Origin of the sequence: Chitinophaga jiangningensis (assembly GCF_900142605.1) — a bacterium.
GTDB classification, from domain to species: Bacteria; Bacteroidota; Bacteroidia; order Chitinophagales; family Chitinophagaceae; genus Chitinophaga; species Chitinophaga jiangningensis.
In genome coordinates this window covers 533,831-556,882 of record NZ_FRBL01000006.1, presented here as the reverse complement: position 1 = coordinate 556,882, position 23,052 = coordinate 533,831, and the positions used below count along the sequence as shown (strand labels likewise).

Below are 23,052 nucleotides of genomic sequence, written 5' to 3'. Positions count from 1 at the left end.
AACCGCAGTAAATATTCCTGCGGTTTTTTTGCGGCTTCAAAACTATCATTTTCCACCACATATCAAAGGTCATTAACAAAAAATGCAACATTTGATACCCATATCATTTACTGAATGATACCCTTGAGCGCCACTGTCTGGCCTTTTGCCGGATTTACCGTAACGGATTTTCCATTATACATCACCGTTACCTTACCACCGTTGGTGCTCTTAAGGCTCGCTGCTTTCAACTGATGGTTTTGCCAGGCCATGGTAATTTCATAACCTCCGCGGGCCTTTATACCACTTATGTTACCACTGGCCCAGGCCGCCGGCAATGCTGGCAGTAGTTCGATGGTGCCGGCTTCACTTTGCATGAGGGCTTCGGTCATGCCGGCGGCACTACCGAAGTTACCGTCGATCTGGAACGGCGGATGATCATCGAACAGGTTACTGTAAATAGATTTTTTGAACAGGGCCTGGATGTTTTCGTATACTTTTTCCCCATCCCGGAGGCGGGCGTAGAAATTTATGATCCATGCGCGCGACCAGCCCGTGTGTCCGCCACCGTGAGCCAGGCGGTAATCCAGGGTTTTACGGGCGCCGGCAAACAGGTCCGGCGTTTGTGGGTTGATCTGATTGCCCGGATAGAGGCTGAACAGGTGGGAAATATGCCTGTGGCCGGGTTCGGCTTCTTCATAATCTTTCACCCATTCCATAATGCGACCGTCTTTGCCGAGGCGGGTAGGAGGCAGCTGGTTGATTACCTGCTGCATGCTGTCGGCAAATAACAGGTCTCTTCCCAGTATATGCGCTGCGGTTATATAGCGGGTCAGGAACTCCCGGATAATCTGGTTATCCATAGTGGGTCCATAGGTGAGTGACTGGCCTTTGCCGGTATTTGGGTCGATAAAAGAGTTCTCGGGGGAATAGGCCGGCACGGATACCAGGTATCCTTCGGGGCTCTTCACCAGGAAATCCTTAATGAACCGGGCATGGGATACCATTGCCGGATAGGCTGTATCGGCAAGAAACTTTCGGTTACGGTTGTAGTCATAATGGTCCCAGAAGTGCATCAGCGTCCAGGTGGTACCCATGGGAAAGGTGCCATAATGCAATTCATTTTGCAGGCCGGTTTTTCCGAAGGCATCCGTAGCGTGGTGGAGGGTCCACCCGCGGGCGCCATACATTTTGGCAGCGGTAATTTCCCCTTCCGGAATTATGTTATTGATGAAGTTCACCAGGGGAGATACCGTTTCCGGCAGGTTACCGGTTTCAGCCTGCCAGTAGTTCATTTGCAGGTTGATGTTGGTATGAAAATCCGACTGCCATGGCGCGTTGATATGATTGTTCCAGATGCCCTGGAGGTTAGCCGGCAGCCTGCCCGGCGCGCGCGAGGAGCCGATCAGCAGGTAACGACCGTACTGGAATAACAAGGTAGTCAGGTACGGATCATAGGCACCTGCCTGTACTTTTTTCAGTCGTTCGTCCGTTGGCAGGTTTTCGGTATTGCCTGCCAGGTTGAACTGCACGCGGTTCATCAGCGCGGCATGGTCTTTTTCCTGGTCCGCTAACAGTGTGGCATAGGCGGGCAGTGGTTTTGCTGCGGCCTTGTCCAGCAGCACCTTCGGATCAACGTTATCATCAAAGCTAAGATGAGCAAAATCATAGTTGGTGGCAGCATCAATCACCAGTACTACCGTGGTGGCGTTGCTGATTTTGAGGCTGTCGCCCACCGCGTTGATTTGCCCACCCTGGTTATTGGCAGTTACTGAACCGGCAAACTTCATATGCTTCCCTTCCGGCCCCTGGTTCGGGTCTTTATCTTCAATCTGGCCGGTGAGGAGAATCCTGTTGGTACCGTCGGTACGGGTGGTACAGTCTTTATACTGGTTGCTGGCTCCTTTCGAATCGTCCGGCCTGGTCAGAAACACTATGGTATTAATAGCGCCTGCTTTGCTGGCATTCAGCCTTATCACTATTTTATTGGCAGGGGCAGATGCAAACACCTGCTGCGTATAGGTGACACCGTTACTGCTATAACTGCTCGTGATAACACCGGTGGTGAGGTTAAGCTCCCGGTTATAGTTGCTATACTCCTGTACGTGATTCAGCAGGTTAACGTTCATGAATGTTTGGTACGACCTGAAATTGCGCAACAGCGTAGGAGAGTTCTCTGCTGCTACGGCCAGCATGTTAGGTCTGGCGAGCTTTACGGCTTCCGCGTTTTTTCCGGCAAAGAGGAGCTGCCTTACGGAGTCGAGTACACGAAGGCTGTTAGGATTTGCGTCATTATAGTGCACACCGGCCCACAGGCTTTCTTCGTTTACCTGGATTGTTTCCGTTTGCGGATGACTGTACACCATAGCGCCGAGGCGGCCATTACCTACTGGCAGGGCTTCCATCCATTTGGTGGCGGGCTGTTTGTACCAGAGCTTTAAGGGAAGTTTTTGTTGCGCATACGTGGAACTGCTTGCCAACAGGGCAATAAATAGAATCTTTTTCATTAGTGGCTAATAATATCTTGCTAACAAAATAGGCAAAATAAAAAGCCATTGCAATAGCGGGTGAAAAGGGTATCAGGATGAGGGAGGATAGGATCAGAGGCTGACCAGGAATCAGCCAGCCTCCGGTTTATTATTGTTTGTCCAGCTTGTGCTGCATGTTTTTCATGGTTGCTTTCAACTCGTTAATTTCTTTTTGTTGCTGGATGATATAGAGCGTAAGCTCTTCTATCTTCTGCATTTGCAGTTTAGCCATTTCTGAAAGGTCCAGTCCTTCACGACTGATCGTTTGCTCGGAGGGTATTTCAGGGAGATGTTTGTGCACCTTTATGTAGGCCTCCAGGGAACCGAGGGAAGGTAAGGTATAGGTGGGGTCGAATACGAAATCGGCCCAGTCATTAAGGGTTACTTTTACTTTTTGCGTAGTGATGGTGCCGGCAACAGCGAGTTCGGACTTAGGGCGCATGGTACCAATTCCAACAAATCCGTTGTCCTGAATAGTGAGTCGTGCATGACATAAACCACCGTTACAACCTTGTTGATCATAAGCCCAGAACTGAAGGCTGTTACCATAGGTAGGTTCGGTCATGTTATAAATTGTCCATTGCTTAGCTTCACCAGGATTGGTCTTCAGCGTATTCACCAGAGAAATTCCTGGAGAGCCTGCACGCTGTACCAAAATATCCGACTCTTCCACATGAAGCCGACCCATTACAGTCAGTTTTGCCATTGGTGTGACATCGCCAATGGTAACATCGCCATTAGGCGATGTGTTTATCTGTGCTAACAAAGAAAGTGGGAGAATAATACAACTAAATAATAAAATGCGTTTGATCATAAGTAAGGTTAATTTTCGTAAAGGTAGTAACCAATACCAATATTGCCAGCTCTAATAAATACTTGATAATTATCTTACAAACGCCATCTCCGCCAACATCTCACCTACCTTCGATCCAATAGCCACGCCCATTCCACCCATTCTTACCCCTAAAATTACGTTTGGTGAATGGTGTTGAATAATTGGCTGTTTGGTTTTACCAAATGCCATGATGCCCGTCCAGCGGTCAGCTATAGTGAATGGTGTATCCGGCAAAATAACAGTGCGCAGCAATTCTTCTAATTGATGTTGAATACGGTTGTTGTATTGAAACTCCGTGGTGGATTCGCCGGAGAAGTCCAGCTGGCGGCCACCGCCGAAAAGTATGCGCCCTTCCAGCTCCCGGAAATAATAGTATCCTTCTTCAAAATGGAAAATTCCTTTGAATCGGAGGTTGGCGATGGGATTGGTGATGAGCACTTGTCCGCGGCCGGGCATTACATCTGCTGTAGCGGGCAAGAGTTGTTTGGTGAAAGCGTTGGTGCAGATGATCAGTTTGCGTGCAGAGAAAATCAATTCTTCTTTTAGCAGTGCATGCGGAACTACTACGTTTACACTGGTTCCCAGGTCTTCTACCCTGGCTACTGCTGCGCCTGTTTTCACTTCTACGCCTACACGCAGGCAAAGGTCGATGAGGCTGCGCATCATTTTCCCGGTATGCAGTTCGCCTTCGTAGGTATTGCTGACAACAGCTTTTACCACGTTGGTATTGAATCCGAAAGCTGGCAGCTTATTGTTTGCCAGTGTAAATGCTTTTTGGGGGAAGAAGTTACCCAGCAGGTTATTGACAGTGTCCAGTTGTCCGAGTGCCCATTCGTCGTGGGAGGTGATGAGTTCATAGCTGCCGTTTTCCGTGTAGCCGATGGCGTTATCCCCCAGTCGCTGGCGCAGCAGTTGCAGGCCTTCGTAGCGGAGCTTTACAAGTTGCAGCACTTCCTGTTCCGGCATGGTTTGCAGGTCGGCCAGTATTTCGGTGAGGCTGCCGATACAGGCAAAGCCCGCATTTTTAGTACTGGCGCCGGTGGGCAGGATGGCCCTTTCCAGTACCAGCACCCGGGCATTTTCGTCTGCCTCTTTCAGGCTGATGGCAGTGGACAGCCCTACTATGCCACTACCCACTATAATGTAATCGTATTGTAACAGGCTTTGCTTCTCCCAATAGCTCAACATAATATCAGATTTATACAGTACCTACTGAGCCGCCATCCACGCGGAAAACAGCACCAGTAATAAACGAGGCCTGATCGGAGGCCAGGAAAGCCACGATACCGGCCGTTTCTTCCATGGTACCGGCGCGGCCCAGCGATTGATATGGCCGGTTTTCCTTCAGGAATTTACGGGCCGCTTCTTCGCGGGTAGAGCCTGCATCTGCCGCCATTTTATCCAGCATATTATCCAGCAGCGGTGTGCGGATGAAGGCGGGTGAAACAGTGTTTACCAGGATATTATCCTTCCCATAGTTCATGGACAAGGTTTTGGAATAGTTATTCAGGGCAGCTTTGGTAGCGTTATAGTGTCCCATCATCGGATCAGGCTGCACGGCATTTTCCGAAGAGATGTTAATGATACGTCCGCCTTTTTCCTTCAGCATCACCGGGATTACGAGGTTGGTGAGTTCCACTACCCCGAAGAAATTCACTTCGAAGATGTAGCGCCACTGGTCGAGCGTGATATCAGCGATGGGAGCAAAAGTATCGATGGTACCAGCGTTATTCACGAGGATATCGATACGGCCGTAGCGGTGCAGCGCAGCGGCCACCAGCTGTTCCAGGTCTGCTTTTTTAGCCATGTCGGCTGGTACGGCGGTAACGTCGTAGCCGGCCAGGCGTAAGGTGGCGGCAGTGTCTTCTACTTCGTCCGCGTTGCGGGCACTGATTACCACTTTAGCGCCTTCTTTGAGCAGTGCTTCTGCAATGGCTTTGCCTATTCCTTTGCTGCCACCGGTAACGATGGCTACTTTTCCGTTTAACTTCAGATCCATTTTTTTCTTTTGTGAGATGATATTCTAAGCTACTGAAATTTTCGCTTTTGGCCCCCCCGTTGTACGTTTGCCTTCGGCAAACGTACAACGGGGGAAGCAGGGCGGGTGCCCTGCTCCCCCCTATAGAGGATAAGACTGCCGATTGTTGTGAGCTGGCGGGTGCCCTACTCCCACTATATAGGATTAGATTGCCGATTGGGGAGAGCAGCCCGGTGCCCTGCTGCCCCTATAGAGATTAGATTGTATTCGCAGATTGGAGAGAGCAGCCCGGTGCCCTGCTGCCCCTATAGAGATTAGATTGTATTCGCAGATTGGTGGGAGCAGCCCGGTGCCCTGCTGCCACTTGATATATAGAAGATTGGATTCGCTGGTTGTCATAAACTCCGTTGATTTCCATCGCCGAAGGCGATGAAAATCAACCGTAAGAGCAGGGCCGCAGGCCCTGCTCTTACGGTTGATAAAAGCCAAAAGGGATTGCCACACTAAAGCGGCAATCCCTTTTGATCAATCAGCAGTAAAAAAAATCGTCTTACACGAGATAACCGAACAGGTTATCATCTTTATTGAGTTCAGTGAAGTTCAGGTTATACTTGCGGAAGTTGGCGATGAGTAAATCGTAATCTTCCTTTTTACCCAGCTCGATACCGATCAGCGCAGGACCAGCTTCTTTGTTATGCTTCTGGATATATTCGAAGCGGGTGATATCATCGTTTGGACCCAGGACGTGATTCAGGAAGTCCTTCAGTGCACCCGGGCGCTGCGCGAAGCGTACAATAAAGTAGTGTTTCAGGCCTTCGTAGAGCAGGGATCTTTCTTTGATTTCCTGCATACGGTCAATATCGTTGTTGCTGCCGCTGATCACGCATACCACTTTTTTGCCGCGGATTTCATCGGCAAAGTCGTCGAGCGCTGCGATGGACAATGCACCTGCCGGTTCTACTACGATGGCGTCTTCGTTATATAATTTGAGGATGGTGGAGCAAACTTTACCTTCATTTACGAGGTGCATTTTTTCCAGCACTTCCTTACATATTTCATAGTTGAGTGTGCCTACACGCTTTACTGCTGCACCGTCCACGAATCTTTCAATATCGCCGAGGGTAACAGGGCTACCGTTTTCCAGGGCGCGCAACATGGAGGGCGCGCCTTCCGGCTCTACGCCGATGATGCGTGTTTGCGGGCTGTAGGTCTGGAAATAGGTACCAACGCCGGCAGCGAGGCCGCCACCGCCAACCGGTACAAACAGGAAGTCAATATTATTTTGGTCTTCCAGTATTTCCACCGCTACAGTTCCCTGACCTTCAATAATTTTTGGGTTATCGAAAGGGGGAATAAAGGTCATACCTTCTGCTTTGGTGAAAGTCTGTGCTTCTGCGGAGCAATCGTCGAAGGTATCTCCTACCAGGCGTATTTCGATGTTATCGCCACCGAACATACGTACCTGTGTAACTTTTTGTTTAGGTGTAATGATAGGCATGAATACCACGCCTTTAATATTCATTGCTTTACATGCATAGGCAAAGCCCTGTGCATGGTTACCGGCGCTGGCGCAGGTAACGCCTTTTGCCAGCAATTCGGCAGGAAGGCTGCTAATCAGGTTATATGCCCCACGCAATTTATAAGAACGTACAATTTGCATATCCTCTCTTTTCAGGTAAACATCGCAGTTGTAGCGGCGGGAGAGGGTTGCAGAATAAGTGAGCGGAGTGCGGTTAACAACCGGCTTCAGTTTCACAGCCGCATCCAGTATATTAAGCGGGCTGACGCCCAGTGAAGTATTGGTGGACATAAAATAGAAAAGATTTGAAAACAGGTTGCGGAATGATCCGCAACCTGTTATATGATATTAGGCATTGTTAGGGCGCAGTTTGCGTACTGCTGCACCAGCCTGCCACATTTCGCTTTCGCGGAGTTCTCTCAGTTCTTCGTTCAGTTTCTCGCGGTAGTCAGCGGTACTGTTGGAAGCGATAGAACGTGCTGCTTCTTTACCTTCAGCAACTGATTTGTACAGTTCATCGAACACCGGCTGAGTAGCTTCTTTGAACTTCTTCCACCAGTCGAGCGCACCGCGCTGAGCAGTAGTAGAGCAGTTAGCATACATCCAGTCCATACCGTTTTCTGCTACCAGCGGCATCAGGGACTGAGTCAATTCTTCCACTGTTTCGTTGAACGCTTCAGAAGGAGAGTGACCGTTTTTACGCAGTGTTTCGTATTGAGCAGCGAAGATACCCTGGATACAACCCATCAGGGAACCGCGTTCGCCGGTGAGGTCAGAGAATACTTCTTTTTTGAAATCTGTTTCGAACAGGTAGCCAGAACCAACGCCGATACCCAGCGCTACAACGCGTTCTTTAGCGCGGCCAGTTGCATCCTGGAAGATGGCGTAGCTGGAGTTCAGACCCTGACCAGCCAGGAACAGGCGGCGCAGGGAAGTACCGGAACCTTTAGGAGCTACGAGGATCACATCTACATCAGCAGGAGGAACAATGCCAGTCTGCTCTTTGTAAGTGATACCAAAACCGTGAGAGAAGTACAGTGCTTTACCTGGAGTCAGGTGTTTTTTCAGCGTAGGCCACAGGGTGATCTGACCAGCATCAGACAGGAGGAACTGAATGATAGTACCTTTCGCAGCTGCTTCTTCAATGTCAAACAGTGTTTCGCCTGGTACCCAGCCGTCAGCAACAGCTTTATCCCAGGTTGCAGAGTTTTTACGTTGACCAACGATAACGTTAAAGCCGTTATCTTTCAGGTTCAGTGCCTGGCCTGGGCCTTGAACACCGTAACCGATAACTGCAATCACTTCGTTTTTCAGCACTTCCCTAGCTTTTTCCATAGGGAATTCTTCTCTGGTTACTACTTCTTCGAGTACGCCGCCAAAATTGATGGTTGCCATGTTGTGTTTTTTTTTGCATTGGCCTTCAGTTAATGCGAGAGGCCAGGTGTGAAATTGTGAATGAATATTATTTTTTTCCGATTAATAGCTGGCTACTGATTTATCCAGTTCTTTGAGATGTTCATGGAAACGACGGCTCCACTTGACAATCGCTACGCGCCCGCTCTTAGTATATTCTATCAGTCCATACGGCTCCAGCTTCTTGATGAAATCTGTCAGCTCCTGCTGATGTCCTGTTTTTTCGATTACGAAATAGTCGGCAGTGATAGTGAGGATACGCGCGTTATTTTCGCGGATCAGCTTCTCTACATCCCCCGCTGTATGCAGCGCTTTGGTGGAGATTTTATAGAGTGCCAGCTCCTGGTATACCACCTCATCTTCTTCGTGTACAAAGGCACGGTGAATCTCAATCAGTCGCTCAATCTGGCCAACTACCTTGTCCAGTTTTTCGCGCGTAGACATTACCGTTATAACGAATTTGTATACGCCCGGGATTTCTGTTTCAGCAGTGGTGAGACTGGTGATGTTGATTCCGCGACGGGTGAATATGATGGTGATACGGTTGGTGATACCAATACGATCCTCTGTATATACCGTAACTGTATATTCCTTTTGCATAATGTTGTTGTGAATTTCTGATAAACAATACGGGTGTTACTGCGGGTACTACTCCAGGCGAATAGTGGAGACCGGTGCGCCTGCAGGTACCATAGGGAATACGTTGTCCTCTTTTTCCACCACCACTTCCAGGAGATAGGCACCATTGTGTGCGAGCATCTCATCAATTGCGGCAGCGAGATCTTCCCTTGCTGTAACTTTTTTGCCCGGGATAAAGAATCCTTTAGCAATCTGTATGAAATCAGGATTCACCATTTCGGTGGAAGAATATCTTTTGTCGAAGAACAGCTGTTGCCACTGTCTAACCATTCCGAGGAAGTTGTTATTCAGGATTACCATTTTCACACCAATCTGTGACTGGTAGATGGTACCCAGTTCCTGTAAGGTCATCTGGAAGCAGCCATCCCCTACTACGGCAATTACTTCTTTTTCAGGAGCGCCCATTTTTGCGCCCATGGCGGCAGGAATGGAGAAGCCCATGGTACCCATACCACCGGAAGTGATATTGGTATTTGGATTTTTGAAGCGGTAGTAGCGGGAAGCGATCATCTGGTGCTGTCCTACATCCGTTACGAGTATGGCTTCACCATTTGTTTTTTCGGAGATGAGACGAACAGTTTCTGCCATCTTGATTTCTCCGGCTTCCGGATAAAGTTCGCGGTGCTGTACTTTATCATATTCTTTCTTATGGCCGAAGCGAAACTCTTCCAGCCATGCGTCGTGCTTGGCTGGCATTACCAGCTGTGAAAGAGCGCTGAGTGCTTCTTTTGCATCTGCATGGATGGCTACATCCGCAGGGATGATTTTATTGATTTCTGCCGCATCGATTTCGATGTGGATTACTTTCGCCTGCTTAACGAACGTACTAACGTCGCCGGTTACACGATCATCGAAGCGCATACCTACGGCAATGATGAGGTCGGCTTCGCAGGTAAGCATGTTAGGGGCGTAGTTACCGTGCATTCCTAACATTCCACCATACAGCGGGTGATCGACAGGAACGGCGGAGAGGCCCAGCAGTGTGGAAGCAACAGGTATCTGTGCTTTTTCGGCCAGTGATAATAATTCATTTTCTGCACCGGAAAGTAATACCCCGTGGCCACAGAAGATGTAAGGTTTTTTAGCGCTGTTAATCAGTGCTGCCGCAGCGGTAACTGCTTCGTTATCCAGTTCAGGTACCGGCTGGTAGCTGCGGATAAATTCGCATTTATTGTATTCGTATTCGAAGGTACCTACCTGTGCGTTCTTGGTGATATCTACCAGTACAGGGCCTGGGCGGCCGCTGCGGGCGATATAGAAAGCTTTGGCGATGGCGCCGGGAATATCTTCCTGGCGGGTGACCTGTATATTCCATTTAGTGATAGGCATGGTGATGCCGATCACGTCAGTTTCCTGAAAAGCGTCAGTACCGAGTAATGCTGCTGCCACCTGACCGGTGATGCAGACCATCGGGGTACTGTCCATATAAGCATCTGCCAAACCTGTTACCAGGTTGGTGGCGCCAGGGCCGGAGGTAGCAAAAGCCACACCCACTTTGCCGGAAGCGCGGGAATACCCTTGTGCGGCGTGCGTCGCACCTTGTTCGTGCCTCACCAGGATATGATGCACCTGATCCTGAAAATCGTACAGGGCGTCATAGATTGGCATGATTGCACCACCAGGATAACCGAAGATGGTTTCTACCCCTTCAGCTATCAGTGAGCGGATAACCGCTTCTGAACCGGTGATTACAGGTTTAACGGCTGACCGCTTATCGGCTTCTGTCTCAGCCTTCATCGGTAACACATCCTTCTGTTGCATTTTTTACAAGTTTTGCGTACTTAAATAAGATTCCGTTGGATGCTTTCAATGCAGGCTGTACCCAGCTGGCGCGGCGTGCTGCCAGTTCTTCATCGCTCACTTCTACATTGATGGTGTTGTTCACTGCATCTATTTCAATGATATCGTTGTCCTGAACAAGTGCGATGGTACCACCTTCGAAAGCTTCAGGCGTGATATGCCCTACTACGAAGCCATGGGTACCTCCGGAGAAGCGGCCATCGGTGATCAGTGCCACGCTTTTACCCAGGCCTACGCCCATGATAGCGGAGGTTGGTTTCAGCATTTCAGGCATCCCTGGTGCACCTTTAGGACCTACCTGGCGGATCACGACTACATCGCCGGATTTAACGCGGCCTGACTGAATACCGGCGATGAGTTCGAACTCACCATCGAATACGCGGGCAGGGCCTTTGAATTTCTCACCTTCTTTACCGGTGATTTTGGCAACAGAGCCCTGAGTGGCGAGGTTACCGTATAAGATCTGGATATGACCGGTTGCTTTGAGTGGTTTCTCCAGTGGAACAATGATGTCTTGTGAACTGAAATCAATGTCGGCGATTGATTCCAGGTTTTCCGCGATGGTTTTACCTGTAACGGTGAGGCAGTGGCCGTGGAGGCGACCGGCTTTCAGCAGGTATTTCATCACTAATGGTACACCACCGATATTGTGAAGATCTTCCATGAGGTATTTACCACTTGGTTTCAGATCTGCGATCAGTGGGGTATTGTCGCTGAGGCGTTGGAAATCTTCCAGTGTAACGCTTACACCTACAGATTTAGCCACGGCGATGAGGTGGATGACTGCGTTAGTACTTCCACCTAATGCGATAACGACGGTGATAGCATTTTCGAATGCTTCTTTGGTCATGATATCGCGTGGTTTAATATCTTTTTCGAGGAGCAGGCGGATGTATTTACCAGCGGCCTGGCATTCATCCTTTTTTTCCTGGCTCAGTGCGGGGTTGGATGAGCTGTAAGGCAGGCTCATACCGAGTGCTTCCGCGGCGGAAGACATGGTATTAGCGGTGTACATACCGCCACAGGCGCCGGCGCCGGGGCAGGCATTGTGTACGATGCCTTTAAAATCTTCTTCAGCGATGGTACCAGCCATTTTTTGGCCCAATGCTTCGAAGGCGGAGATGATGTTGAGGTCCTGACCTTTCCATTTGCCTGGAGCGGTAGTACCACCGTAGATCATGATACCGGGGCGGTTGAGGCGGCCCATAGCCATGAGGGAGCCTGGCATGTTTTTATCACAGCCCGGAACGGTGATTACAGCATCATAGTATTGTGCACCAACAACGGTTTCAATAGAGTCAGCAATCAGATCGCGGCTAACGAGGGAGTAACGCATACCTGCGGTACCGTTGCTAATACCGTCGCTCACGCCAATGGTGTGGAAGTTGAGTCCGACGAGGTCATTTGCCCACACGGCAGCTTTGACGACTTTAGCGAGGTCATTCAGGTGCATATTACAGGGATTGCCATCATAGCCCATACTCACCACGCCTACCTGAGCTTTTTTCAGATCTTCGTCTGTCAGCCCGATAGCGTGCAGCTGTGCCTGAGCAGCTGGTTGCGTAGGATCCTGGGTGATCGTTTTGCTGTACTTGTTCAATTCCATTGCTGTTGTTTTGTTAGTGTAGATTACCAACGGTTTATAGTAATCCTATTTTAAAAGTTGGTTTAAAATTAGAAGGTGAATGTGTGATAGTCAAACTAAGAATTCATCTAATACCGGTCTTCAAATTTGGCCTTCTTGCCCGCAAACCCTTATTGGACAGGGATTTTCACTTTTCGGTTTTACGGTCTTCAAAAAAAACAGAAGGCATTCAGTACGAATTATAAAGCTAATTACATTGACTGAAGTACAGTTAACAGTATGGTGCCCGTTAAAACTCCGGTGTGTTCATACTCAATGCCTTCTGTAGAGAAATTTATGCTAATTGTTCTGCGCGTTCGAACTCTTTTTCCAGCACTTTTGCTTTATAAGCCTGCTGGAGTACTTTACCGAGGGATTGCGCCCATGGTTTGCCGAAAGGCTGGCCATCGAGGGAATCCAGGCCTACTACTTCTGCAGCGGTACCGCAGAACCATGCAGCGTCAGCTGTTTTAAGTTCATCGATGGTAAAGAGTTTTTCTTCGAGCGGGATGTTCAGTTCGTGGCAGAGTTCAATTACGGTAGCGCGGGTGATACCTGGGAGGATGGAGCCTAAAGGTGGGGTAAATACTTTACCGTCTTTTTCAAAGAAGACGTTGGCACCAGGGCCTTCCGCTACATATCCTGCCTGATCCAGTAACAGTCCTTCGTCGTAGCCTTTGTCTTTCGCTTCCTGTGAGGCGAGTATCGAGTTAACGTACAGGCCTGCTGATTTGGATTCGATTTTGAAAGCTTTAGGATTTGGACGCTCAAAGGAGGAGGTCATGATTTTGAGCAGTTTTTCACCGAGGTAAGCACCCCATTCCCATGCGCAGATCAGGATATGTGCTTCCGATGCGGCTTTCAGCGTCATGTTTGGCGGACAGAAAACCAGCGGTCGGATGTAGGCTTCCTGCATGTTATTCAGCTCCAACACCTTATAAGTTGCTTCGATCAGCTCTTCATTCGTCCATTTGAACGGGATGTGGATTAATTCGCAGGAGCGACGGAGACGGTCGTAGTGTTCTTTGGCCTTGAAGATCTTCACTTCACCGCTGGCAGTTTTGTAGGCGCGGATGCCTTCAAATACTGCGTATCCATAGTGGAGAGATTGGCCGTACAGGTCTGTGGTAGATTCGGCTGCTTTACGGTATTCACCGTTGATGTAAAGAATGGTGTTGTCGTTGTAATAGCTATACATAAAATTGAAATTATTAGCGTCGTCAAATATGATCCCAAAAAAAAAGCCTTCCTCTTTGCGGAGGAAGGCGTATTTAAGTGTGTTATATGCACGTGGACCTATCCTCCATACTGGTGGCTAATAATGACAACGACAATAATCACGACCTTCGTGATAGCCCAGTTCAACTGTGCAACGATGTGATTAAGTTTTATATTGTCTTTATATACCCACATGGAGGCTGGTGATATTTTTTTCTATCGATACAAAAGTATGGGTGGTTAAAATAAAAAACAACAAAGGGCCAAATATTTCGTCAAAAATTAATTGCTATAAGGGTTTTTGAAAATATTCAAAAAAGAAGTCGATTTGTTAGGCACAATCTAAACAAATCACAAAATCGGTAGACATATAGCAGTGATGTTTTTGTGTAAAACGGACTATAATAGATCATTTTTCATCCCGATTTGGGTGACGGACCTGCGGTCCGTCACCCAAATCGGGATTTACCCCGCACCAAAGGCGTGGGGTAAATCCCGATCGACAACTAATAAAAACAGGAAAGCCGTTCCCGGAGCGGAAACGGCTTTAAAATAGCTTCATTTCTTTTGTTCACTTTTCTAAACCTGTTCACTGACGTGCAGGCATTTGTTGATGATAGCCTGCAATACATCTTGTTTTTCGATCAACCGCTGTAATAGTATCAGCTGGTTTTTTGCGCGATCAAAATTGTTAGTCGGATACTTGATTGGGTAGTAGATATCACCATTGAGATAGTCGGTGAGGAATCTTATACCCTGCATGTAGATCATGAACTTTCCTGCGAAGAACAATTGCTCTTTTTCCACCGTTGTTAAGGTGCCGCCTATTTCTCCAAGGTATCCCTGCATAAGTGCTTCGAAATACGCTTCGCGGATCACGATCTGGCTGAAATCTCTTTCCTCTTCTGAAACAGGGCAAACATAAGTTCTGATCATGTCGCCAAGGTCGGAGATAATTTTTCCGGGCATCAGTGTATCCAAGTCGCAAACACATATACCTTCGAATGTATCCTTGTTGAGTAATACGTTGTTGATCTTGGTATCGTGGTGCATCAGATGGTCCCTGAATTCCGGATTTGTTTTCAGCTGCTCGTAGGTCACTGCGATGTCGGAGTAGCGGAGGAATTCTTCAATCATCTCTTCTGCTGCTGCTTTCCTGTCTTCTGCGGCGTTGCGGATGGCTTCCTGAAAAGCGGCATAACGCAGCGTAAGATTGTGAAAGTTTGGAATAGAAGCTTTAAACGGTTTCAGGTCGATGCCCGTAAGGTAATTAGCCAGGCGTCCAAATTGTTTGGCTGCCTCATAAGCCTGCTTCGGGTTGTCTGCCTGATCCACCGTCACAGAATCGGCAATAAAGGGAATCATTCGCCAGTATTCGTTGTCCATCACATACAGCTCATCGCCATTTACGGTGGGGATAGGCGTGATGAACAGATACCCCGGATGATGAATTGCCAGATAATCAGCTGCCATTCTTTGGTTTGCGGCGATAATTCCTGGTTCCCTGAATACGTTCACGTTGATTTTTTGTAGAACGTACCTACTGCCATCCTCTTTCTTTTCGAGCAGAAAAGTGTTGTTGATGTGTCCTGATCCAAATCGTCGGACATTTAATCCTTCAGGCTCAAGTCCGAAAGCCTGAAGGATTAGCTTGTTGGGCATTATTTCCATAAATTGTTGGGATATGCTCCTTTGGCAACCAGCTCATTGAGTGAAGCCTGTACGCCTGGTGCATCCTCTTTGTAGGTTACACCAAACCACTGAGCACTGGTTGGCAGCACTTTCACCTTACCCTTGCCACGTTTGATAAACTCGTCGGCAACGATAGGAATGAAGAATTCTGCTTTTGGATTGCTCCGACTGTTCTCCAGGAACTCATAAAACAGGTCCTGGCTTAAGTCGAATACGCTGGGATCAAAGCCCCAGAAATTCATTGACACCGGCGTTTCAGCGGAAAGCTCATGTTTGCTGCCATCGGCATCTTCATAAACAATCACTCCGTTGTCGGAATAGATTTTAGTACGCTCGTTGATGGCCGACAGGAAACCTGCTCCATCTACTGCGCAAACGCCGCGGGATACTGAACCGTGCTCACTGATAGTTTTACCCAGTTCATACCCTACTACGCTGTATATGTCGGCTTTTGCCTCCCCTTTCAGGAAATCAGCCATTTTCACAAATGCATCTGCACCATAGAAGTCATCTGCGTTAATTACCGCAAATGGCTCGTTGATCGCATTTTTTGCACACAAAATCGCATGTGCAGTGCCCCAAGGCTTGGTTCTGTCGGCAGGTACTTCATATTTACCAATGAAAGAATCCATATCCTGGAACACGTAATCTGTGGCCACGCGCCCTTTCAGCTTAGGCTCAAATATCTCTTTGAATTCCTTTTCAAAGCTCTCGCGGATGATAAATACTATTTTACCAAATCCTGCGCGTATTGCATCATAAATAGAGTAATCAATGATAGTTTCACCGCTGGGGCCAAATTGCTGGATTTGCTTCAAACTGCCATAACGACTGGCCATACCGGCCGCCAAAATCAATAAAGTCGGTTGCATTTGTTTGTTTTAGATTTATAGTTTTCAATTATTTACCTGAAATAATCGGCGCTAAATTTAATCAATACTTCCTATTTTCACAGTTTCTTTTTGTGTTTAACACATATTTCAAAGACTAATTTAATAAGGAACAATGAAGAGACTGATCCTGCTCGGTGCCTGTGCCATGCAGCTTTGCCTGAACGCAAACGCACAACAGAAAACGAATCCGGCCGACATTCAAGAAAAAATGCAGTGGTTTGCCGACGCTAAACTCGGCATCTTTATCCACTGGGGTATTTATTCCGTTAAAGGCGTTGACGAATCCTGGTCGTTCCACAATAAGAAAATTTCCTATCCTGATTATATGGCTCAGCTAAAAGGATTTACTGCTGAGAAATATAATCCCCGCGAATGGGCCGACCTGATCAAGGAATCCGGCGCCAGATATGCAGTGATGACTACCAAACACCATGATGGCGTGGCGCTATGGGATAGTAAATTAAGCAAACTGGATGTGGTAAACAGTACACCGGCAAAAAGAGATGTGCTCACGCCCCTCTACGCCGAATTGCGCCGCGATAGCATCAAATGTGGTGCCTATTTTTCGCTGATCGACTGGTCGCACCCCAATTATCCGGGCTTTTTGAAAGACAGCAGCCGCTATGACGCGAAGAAAGATCCGGCCAGATGGCAGAAATTCCTATCGTTCTACGAAGGCCAGATGGCAGAAGTTATGAATAACTTCAACCCCGACCTGTGGTGGTTCGATGGCGACTGGGAACATTCCGCCGAAGAATGGGAAGCACAGAAAATGCGCACCATGCTTACCACCCACAACCCTAAAACCATCATCAATGGCCGCCTTCAGGGCTATGGTGACTATGATACCCCTGAACAGAACTTCCCCGTGAGCCGCCCTGCCTACCACTGGTGGGAGCTTTGCATGACCATCAACAACAACTGGGGATGGCAGCCACAGGATACCAACTGGAAAACGCCTTTTGAGATCATCACCATCTTCGTGGATGCAGTGAGCAATGGCGGGAACCTCCTGCTGGACATCGGTCCGAAAGCGGATGGCACCATCCCGGCAGAACAGGTGCATGTGCTGAAAGAACTGGGTGCCTGGAACAGAAAGAATGGCGAAGCAGTATTCAATACCATCGGAGGACTGCCACTGGGGCACTTCTACGGCCCTACTACCCTCTCCAAAGATTCTTCCACCCTCTACCTGTTCCTCCCTGGTAAAACCAGTGGCCAGGTGGTGATCAAAGGGCTGGACAATAAAATCCAGGATATTTCTGTAGTTGGGAACGGTACCAAACTGCAACATAAAGTGGTGGGTAAAATCTCCTGGAGCCCCGTACCCGGACTGGTTTACATCGATGTACCAGAAAATGTACAAGATAAGTATGTAACCGTCCTGAAAGTGAAACTGGATAAACCAGTAAAGCTGTACAGAGGTAAAGGCGGATTCCTTTCCGGAGAATAAGACCATCTAATTGTTACTATTGCTGTCAACTGCAAGGTTGCCGCGCTGTACGCGGGCTACCTGCCTCAGGCAGCGGGGGACAACCGATAAGAGAAAAGGCGCAAGGGATAAGTACCTTGCGCCTTTTCTGTATTTTCGCCATTATGCCTGATTATAGTAAGATAACACTGGATACCATTCGTACATCCGCCATGCCGGCGGTTATCAGTGCTGCCATGCTGCGGTTGGATCAATTACATCCGGAAATATCAGGTAATAAGTGGTTTAAGTTAAAATATAATCTGGAAGATACCAGGGCTGCGGGGAAGGCCACCATCGTAACCTTTGGAGGGGCTTACTCCAACCATATTGCAGCCACGGCGGCTGCCTGTCGCGACGCTGGCATGCACGCCATTGGCATCATCCGGGGTGAAGAAATACGGGCAGACAGTAATGCCACCCTTCAGCTGGCCGCCGCTAACGGCATGGAACTACGCTTTGTATCGCGGGAAACATACAAAGCCGTACAACAGCCTTCCAACCCGCTGTACCAGGCCCTGGCGGAGGAAGCATATATCATTCCGGAGGGTGGTCACAATGCCGCAGGGGCCAGGGGCTGCGAAGATATTCTCCGGATACATCCCACCTCTTCCTATACCCATATACTCTGTGCCGTAGGCACAGGAACCACACTGGCAGGTATTATTAACAGTGCTGCTCCACATCAGCAGGTGCTGGGCATAAGCGTACTCAAAGGTGCCGCTTACCTGCAACAGGAAATAGCTGCTCTCCTGCTGCCGGCGCATACCGCCTCCTGGGAACTGCTAACGGAACACCATGGTGGCGGCTATGGCAAGTATAGCGCCGAACAGGTAAATTCCATGAACGAATTCTATCAGCAAACGCACATTCCCACAGACATCATCTACACTGGAAAACTCATCCAGGCATTTAATACTTTGTTAAAAACGAATTATTTCCCGGATGGCAGTAATGTGCTATTGATCCACACTGGCGGCCTTCAGGGCAATAGTTCGGTGGTGCCGGGCACGCTCACATTTTAAAAAGTGTTCGTTATATTTGACGGGTAGTGTATTTTTGCCAACTTTAAGAGATAGGGTTATTCAAGTATGAAGCAGATCGTGCAATTTTCAATTGCTTTTGGAATATTTATTTTGACGACCATTAGGGTGAGTGCGCAGAGCCAGGAAGAAATTATGCCGCCGGTATTACCGGAGTTCTCTGCCATCATCAAAACCGGTAAAATATCCCTGGACTGGATTTCAGGATTTCGTGATATCAAGGAAATTGGCGTACAGCGCTCGCTGGACAGCGTCATTAACTTCAGTACCATCGGATATGCCAATAAAGATACCCGCGGTACCTACCAGGATAACAAGCCACTGCCTGGTACCAACTACTACCGACTGCTGGTAGTATTCAACAACGGCCGTTTCTTCTATAGTAAAACAATACTGGCCCAAACCGACAGCTCCTTTAGAGCCGATATGAAGCTCCAGTATGCCGATATCAAAGATGCTGCCAGAGGTCTCCGCAGTAAAGAACAGGAAAACAGAGAGCCGGACAGAGTGGTTTGGCACCCTTCCAACTATATTTATACCACCGCAGATGGGAATGTGAATATCCGCCTGCCAGAAGCGCCAAAGAAGCATTATAATATTAAGTTTTATGAAACCAACGGGGCTTTCATTTTCGATATTGAAAAGGTAAAATCATCTTTCCTCATCCTGGAAAAAGCAATTTTTCTGCATGCAGGCTGGTTTAATTTTGAGCTGTTTGAAGACGGGAAGCTGAAGGAGAAATGGAACTTCTTTATTCCGTTGAATTATAAGATGTAAGTTTATTTTTATAGAGATGGAAAAGCCGGCTGGAGCCGGCTTTTTTTTGTAGGTGGATGTTTTAGTTAAGATGGAACATACCGTCGAACCCTTCCTCATTTTTTAAGCGCCATTCCGCTTCTGGCATTGGATAGCGGTCATCATCAGGAAAATACCTTTTTAGAGTCTGTTTAAAGGCATCCTGTAGATATAAGCCAGTTGGATTACTCCTTCGCATAACGATGGATGAATAAAAATCATGCTGATGTTCGTTATCATTGGTATCGTATTTAGCAAGCAACTGCTTTTCTGATCTATACCATCTGTCAAACAATCTGTGCCTTGCTTTTCCTAGTTTATCATTGTCATGGCATACATATAACAAAGCTGCATTAGGATAGATATCCAAATATTTAAGAATAATTGATGCTATTGTTGGATGAACATATCCATCTTTATGATTACATCCTTTACCTCTTATATTTGGAGGAACTCTGGTCAGGCACATAGATTTTACTACTACTTCCTTTTCAAAATAATCATGTAGATAATAGTCTCCAAAACTGAGCTCATATACAGCGCCTTTGGAAGTTTCAAAATAAAATGAATTATTATCTGAGGAGGTTACGGCGTAATTCATCCATGCTTTCATATCCGGACAAGTTAAAGGAAGGTTTTACCAATGGAATATCTGCTAATTGGGAGAATGGTATGCCATTTTCAGCCGCATGCTGCATCCTTCTTTGGTCCCAAAGAATCTGATCGAATACATGCATTTCGTTCCTTGGCCGTGGCAATGGCATTGGCTCGGCCGGTTTTGTAGGTTTAATACTTTTCATAATTTAGTTATTACGGTTGAAAAATAAATACATATAATTTGTTCGTCAGCGCATACTTCTACATATATCGTCTATGCATTCATGCCCTGATAAGGTAATTTGAAGGTTGAAAAAATTAATGTCCGATAATTCTGACAATGGAATCCCATTCTCAATTGCATGTCTAATACGCCTTTGATCCCAGATAATCTGATCAAATACATGCATCTCCTCGCGCGGGCGCGGCAAAGGCATGGGGGTTGGTTTCCCGTTGGGTTTCACGTTTTTCATAAACAATGTTTTTACAGATAAATAAATGTTCTGATCTCGAATTGATTCAGCTGCGCATGTGCTAACGGGTATCAAATAATCGCTGCCAGCAGGGCGGCGAACACGCATAATAGCAGTTTTCTTCCGGGTTGTGCAGCAGATAAGGCGATCGTGTTGGGTGTAACGTAATACATAAACAATGTTATTTTTTCATACCCCGAAATAACAAAAAATGTTTAACAGGAAATGTTAATAACTGGTTAATTAATAATGTTTATTTAATTGATTTCAAATTGATTATACGATTATCAAGGCGATATCTTGCGCGTTATTTTTAGAATAATTTTAGTGTAGATAAAAGCTGCGGGATGCTCATGAATACAGTGTTTACGCCGACACCTTCGGTGTCGGCGGGTTGGTGCCGCGCGCAGCGCGGCGGCTAGCAGTATAGCAAGAAGGACAATAGCTGAGATCAGCGGCAGTAGCAGCTTTCAGCGTAGCATCTTCCGGGAAAATATAGCAGAAAAAAAATTAAAGCAGTGCCTGGACAGTGCCGCCCCTAAGCATTAACATCTCCCTAAATAAAAATAAAAAAACTACACCATTTCGGCATTGAACACTTCCGCGAAATGCTTTACCAGTCGCGCTTTCACCTCTTCCACATCCACCTCTCTGCCCAGTTCCTGGTTTAAAGTGGCCACCTGTTTATCCTGTATGCCACAAGGAATAATATTGCCGAAATAAGAAAGCGGGGTATTTACATTCAATGCAAAGCCATGCATGGTAACCCAGCGGCTGCAACGCACGCCCATGGCACATATCTTACGCGCCCTGCCCTTCACGTCAGGGTCCAGCCACACGCCGGTTTCACCTGGTGAACGGTCGCCCGTAACGCCGTAATCGCCGATGGTGCGGATAATAACTTCTTCCAGTAAACGAAGATACTTACCGATATCAGTGAAGAAATTTTCGAGGTCGATAATGGGATAACCTACAATCTGGCCGGGACCATGGAAAGTGATATCTCCGCCACGATTGGTACTTACAAAGCCAATCCCCTTTTCTTCCAGCTGTGCTTCGGTGAGCAACAGGTTTTCGAGGTGACCGCTTTTACCCAGGGTATAAACCGGCGGATGCTCGCAAAAAAGCAGGTAATTGGTGGTAGGCTTAGGGCTCACATCGCCTGCTTTCGACTTCAATTCCACATTGGCCTTCAGCAGCTGCTCCTGGTAGTCCCAAGCCTGCTGATAATCAATCCTACCAAGATCCTTTACTACAATCTGTTGCTTACTCATAGCTTTTGCCTTTATCCCCTGGTTTTTAGCCCGCAAAGATACGTACCTTTGCAAAAATTTGAATCAATGGCTGAAGAATTGCTGGAACTGGAAGATGAGCTGGAAAACGGTGATGGCAGCGAGGAACTATACGAAAAAATCAATATGGTAGTGGATAAAGGCCAGGAGCCTGTCCGTATTGATAAGTTCCTTACCGCCCGTATCGAAGGCGCCACCCGCAATAAAATCCAACAGGCCCTGGACGGGGAAATGGTACTGGTGAATGATAAACCGGTAAAATCAAACTATAAAATCCGCCCGCTGGACCGTATTGTCGTGTTCTCCAACAAGAGCCCGGAAAGCACGGAAGTGGTTCCGGAAGATATGCCGTTGAATATCGTGTATGAAGATGACGATGTAATGGTGATCGATAAGCCCGCAGGCATGGTGGTACACCCCGGCTGTGGTAACTACACCGGTACACTGGTAAACGGCCTGTCGTATTACCTGGGCGATAAAACCCAGGCCACCGAGCCCGCCCTGCCACGCTTCGGACTCGTACACCGCATCGATAAAAATACTACCGGACTGCTCGTTGTTGCAAAATCCGACAAAGCCATGAACGACCTGGCCAAACAGTTTTTTGACCACACCGTGCACCGCCGCTATATTGCCCTCGTATGGGGCGACCTGAAAGAAGACGAAGGTACCATTGTGGCTCACGTAGGCCGCCACCAGCGCTTCCGCAAGATCATGGACGCCTACCCGGACGGAGAATACGGAAAAGAAGCGATCACCCACTACCGCGTACTGGAACGCTTTAACTACGTAACCCTGGTGGAATGCCGCCTGGAAACCGGTCGCACCCACCAGATCAGGGTACATATGCAACACATCGGCCACTCCCTGTTCAATGATGATACCTATGGGGGCGACCGCATCGTAAAAGGGACCATCTTCGCCAAATACAAACAGTTTGTGGAAAACTGCTTCGAGATAATGCCACGCCATGCCCTCCACGCACAGCAATTAGGCTTTATCCACCCACGCACCCGCAAACAGATGTACTTCGAAAGTCAGCTCCCGGCCGACTTCACCTCCGTGCTGGAAAAATGGAAACGTTACACCACCGCACGGCCACTGGAAGAAAAAGAGCAACCCGGCCAAAAATGGGAAGATTAAACACAATAAAATAATCAGTCGCCCCGATTCCCCGCGGGGCGACGTTTCTAAGCTATCCTACCTATAAATACCGTTTTCTTAATATTATTTCCTCCAATCACATAATTTTTTTTCATAATT

The 23,052-nt window shown here is 47.7% G+C and carries 19 protein-coding genes; 4 read left to right on the top strand and 15 right to left on the bottom strand.

Going from position 1 to position 23,052, the window contains the following annotated elements; translation table 11 throughout:
• Positions 1-107 precede the first annotated feature (107 nt).
• The 12 genes from BUB18_RS17885 to BUB18_RS17830 all read right to left on the bottom strand — a co-directional run bounded on the left by BUB18_RS17885 (position 108) and on the right by BUB18_RS17830 (position 16,097).
• Positions 108-2,486: a glycoside hydrolase family 95 protein gene (locus BUB18_RS17885; protein WP_073083712.1), complete on the bottom strand. Its 2,379-nt coding sequence runs from the start codon at positions 2,484-2,486 to the stop codon at positions 108-110.
• A 130-nt stretch (positions 2,487-2,616) separates the two neighbouring features.
• A complete protein-coding gene (locus BUB18_RS17880) occupies positions 2,617-3,321 on the bottom strand; it encodes a hypothetical protein (RefSeq protein ID WP_143159985.1) in 705 nt (234 codons plus the stop codon).
• A gap of 69 nt (positions 3,322-3,390) precedes the next feature.
• A complete protein-coding gene (locus BUB18_RS17875) occupies positions 3,391-4,530 on the bottom strand; it encodes an NAD(P)/FAD-dependent oxidoreductase (RefSeq protein WP_073083708.1) in 1,140 nt (379 codons plus the stop codon).
• A gap of 10 nt (positions 4,531-4,540) precedes the next feature.
• A complete protein-coding gene (locus BUB18_RS17870) occupies positions 4,541-5,341 on the bottom strand; it encodes an SDR family NAD(P)-dependent oxidoreductase (RefSeq protein WP_073083707.1) in 801 nt (266 codons plus the stop codon).
• Positions 5,342-5,870: 529 nt separating this feature from the next.
• Positions 5,871-7,130, bottom strand: coding sequence for a threonine ammonia-lyase IlvA (gene ilvA, locus BUB18_RS17865; protein WP_073083705.1), 1,260 nt, complete (start codon positions 7,128-7,130; stop codon positions 5,871-5,873).
• 57 nt (positions 7,131-7,187) lie between these two features.
• Positions 7,188-8,234, bottom strand: coding sequence for a ketol-acid reductoisomerase (gene ilvC, locus BUB18_RS17860; protein WP_073083703.1), 1,047 nt, complete (start codon positions 8,232-8,234; stop codon positions 7,188-7,190).
• An 81-nt stretch (positions 8,235-8,315) separates the two neighbouring features.
• The gene (gene ilvN / locus BUB18_RS17855; protein WP_073083701.1) at positions 8,316-8,852 is read right to left on the bottom strand and encodes an acetolactate synthase small subunit; all 537 of its coding nucleotides are present in this window, start codon (positions 8,850-8,852) and stop codon (positions 8,316-8,318) included.
• A 48-nt stretch (positions 8,853-8,900) separates the two neighbouring features.
• Positions 8,901-10,652, bottom strand: coding sequence for a biosynthetic-type acetolactate synthase large subunit (ilvB, locus tag BUB18_RS17850; protein WP_083550210.1), 1,752 nt, complete (start codon positions 10,650-10,652; stop codon positions 8,901-8,903).
• The gene (gene ilvD, locus BUB18_RS17845; protein ID WP_073083699.1) at positions 10,618-12,297 is read right to left on the bottom strand and encodes a dihydroxy-acid dehydratase; all 1,680 of its coding nucleotides are present in this window, start codon (positions 12,295-12,297) and stop codon (positions 10,618-10,620) included. The genes ilvB and ilvD overlap by 35 nt, the downstream gene beginning before the upstream one ends.
• A gap of 313 nt (positions 12,298-12,610) precedes the next feature.
• A complete protein-coding gene (locus BUB18_RS17840) occupies positions 12,611-13,513 on the bottom strand; it encodes a branched-chain amino acid transaminase (RefSeq protein ID WP_073083697.1) in 903 nt (300 codons plus the stop codon).
• Positions 13,514-14,112: 599 nt separating this feature from the next.
• Positions 14,113-15,195 (bottom strand): phosphotransferase enzyme family protein, encoded by a 1,083-nt coding sequence (locus tag BUB18_RS17835; protein ID WP_073083695.1) that lies wholly within the window; start codon positions 15,193-15,195, stop codon positions 14,113-14,115.
• Positions 15,195-16,097, bottom strand: a complete 903-nt coding sequence (locus BUB18_RS17830) for a nucleotidyltransferase family protein (protein WP_073083693.1) — start codon at positions 16,095-16,097, stop codon at positions 15,195-15,197. Before BUB18_RS17830 ends, BUB18_RS17835 begins: the two co-directional genes overlap by 1 nt.
• A gap of 133 nt (positions 16,098-16,230) precedes the next feature.
• On the opposite strand from BUB18_RS17830, the gene BUB18_RS17825 reads away from it, so the two are divergent.
• The 3 genes from BUB18_RS17825 to BUB18_RS17815 all read left to right on the top strand — a co-directional run bounded on the left by BUB18_RS17825 (position 16,231) and on the right by BUB18_RS17815 (position 19,409).
• Positions 16,231-17,571: an alpha-L-fucosidase gene (locus BUB18_RS17825; RefSeq protein ID WP_073083692.1), complete on the top strand. Its 1,341-nt coding sequence runs from the start codon at positions 16,231-16,233 to the stop codon at positions 17,569-17,571.
• Positions 17,572-17,714: 143 nt separating this feature from the next.
• Entirely contained in the window at positions 17,715-18,614 is a 900-nt protein-coding gene (locus BUB18_RS17820) for a 1-aminocyclopropane-1-carboxylate deaminase/D-cysteine desulfhydrase (RefSeq protein ID WP_073083690.1), read from the top strand.
• Positions 18,615-18,725: 111 nt separating this feature from the next.
• Positions 18,726-19,409: a hypothetical protein gene (locus BUB18_RS17815; protein ID WP_143159984.1), complete on the top strand. Its 684-nt coding sequence runs from the start codon at positions 18,726-18,728 to the stop codon at positions 19,407-19,409.
• Between the two features lie 61 nt (positions 19,410-19,470).
• Here the strand turns inward: BUB18_RS17815 and BUB18_RS17810 are convergent, their stop codons facing one another.
• From BUB18_RS17810 to lipB, 3 genes are all read right to left on the bottom strand, one after another.
• Entirely contained in the window at positions 19,471-20,040 is a 570-nt protein-coding gene (locus BUB18_RS17810) for a DUF6169 family protein (protein WP_073083686.1), read from the bottom strand.
• A complete protein-coding gene (locus BUB18_RS29415; protein WP_143159983.1) occupies positions 20,000-20,227 on the bottom strand; it encodes a hypothetical protein in 228 nt (75 codons plus the stop codon). The genes BUB18_RS17810 and BUB18_RS29415 overlap by 41 nt, the downstream gene beginning before the upstream one ends.
• 845 nt (positions 20,228-21,072) lie before the next feature.
• Positions 21,073-21,771, bottom strand: a complete 699-nt coding sequence (gene lipB / locus BUB18_RS17800) for a lipoyl(octanoyl) transferase LipB (protein ID WP_073083683.1) — start codon at positions 21,769-21,771, stop codon at positions 21,073-21,075.
• Positions 21,772-21,837: 66 nt separating this feature from the next.
• On the opposite strand from lipB, the gene BUB18_RS17795 reads away from it, so the two are divergent.
• Complete coding sequence (locus BUB18_RS17795) at positions 21,838-22,932, top strand: RluA family pseudouridine synthase (RefSeq protein ID WP_073083681.1); 1,095 nt, start codon at positions 21,838-21,840, stop codon at positions 22,930-22,932.
• Positions 22,933-23,052 lie beyond the last annotated feature (120 nt).

Coding starts and splice junctions, on each gene's coding strand:
- BUB18_RS17870 (WP_073083707.1), bottom strand. CDS start 5,341: ATGGATCTGAAGTTAAACGGAAAAGTAGCCATCGTTACCGGTGGCAGC.
- BUB18_RS29415 (WP_143159983.1), bottom strand. CDS start 20,227: ATGAAAAGTATTAAACCTACAAAACCGGCCGAGCCAATGCCATTGCCA.
- BUB18_RS17825 (WP_073083692.1), top strand. CDS start 16,231: ATGAAGAGACTGATCCTGCTCGGTGCCTGTGCCATGCAGCTTTGCCTG.
- BUB18_RS17875 (WP_073083708.1), bottom strand. CDS start 4,530: ATGTTGAGCTATTGGGAGAAGCAAAGCCTGTTACAATACGATTACATT.
- ilvC (WP_073083703.1), bottom strand. CDS start 8,234: ATGGCAACCATCAATTTTGGCGGCGTACTCGAAGAAGTAGTAACCAGA.
- BUB18_RS17880 (WP_143159985.1), bottom strand. CDS start 3,321: ATGATCAAACGCATTTTATTATTTAGTTGTATTATTCTCCCACTTTCT.
- ilvN (WP_073083701.1), bottom strand. CDS start 8,852: ATGCAAAAGGAATATACAGTTACGGTATATACAGAGGATCGTATTGGT.
- BUB18_RS17810 (WP_073083686.1), bottom strand. CDS start 20,040: ATGAAAGCATGGATGAATTACGCCGTAACCTCCTCAGATAATAATTCA.
- BUB18_RS17830 (WP_073083693.1), bottom strand. CDS start 16,097: ATGCAACCGACTTTATTGATTTTGGCGGCCGGTATGGCCAGTCGTTAT.
- ilvD (WP_073083699.1), bottom strand. CDS start 12,297: ATGGAATTGAACAAGTACAGCAAAACGATCACCCAGGATCCTACGCAA.
- BUB18_RS17885 (WP_073083712.1), bottom strand. CDS start 2,486: ATGAAAAAGATTCTATTTATTGCCCTGTTGGCAAGCAGTTCCACGTAT.
- ilvB (WP_083550210.1), bottom strand. CDS start 10,652: ATGCAACAGAAGGATGTGTTACCGATGAAGGCTGAGACAGAAGCCGAT.
- BUB18_RS17835 (WP_073083695.1), bottom strand. CDS start 15,195: ATGCCCAACAAGCTAATCCTTCAGGCTTTCGGACTTGAGCCTGAAGGA.
- ilvA (WP_073083705.1), bottom strand. CDS start 7,130: ATGTCCACCAATACTTCACTGGGCGTCAGCCCGCTTAATATACTGGAT.
- lipB (WP_073083683.1), bottom strand. CDS start 21,771: ATGAGTAAGCAACAGATTGTAGTAAAGGATCTTGGTAGGATTGATTAT.
- BUB18_RS17820 (WP_073083690.1), top strand. CDS start 17,715: ATGCCTGATTATAGTAAGATAACACTGGATACCATTCGTACATCCGCC.
- BUB18_RS17840 (WP_073083697.1), bottom strand. CDS start 13,513: ATGTATAGCTATTACAACGACAACACCATTCTTTACATCAACGGTGAA.
- BUB18_RS17795 (WP_073083681.1), top strand. CDS start 21,838: ATGGCTGAAGAATTGCTGGAACTGGAAGATGAGCTGGAAAACGGTGAT.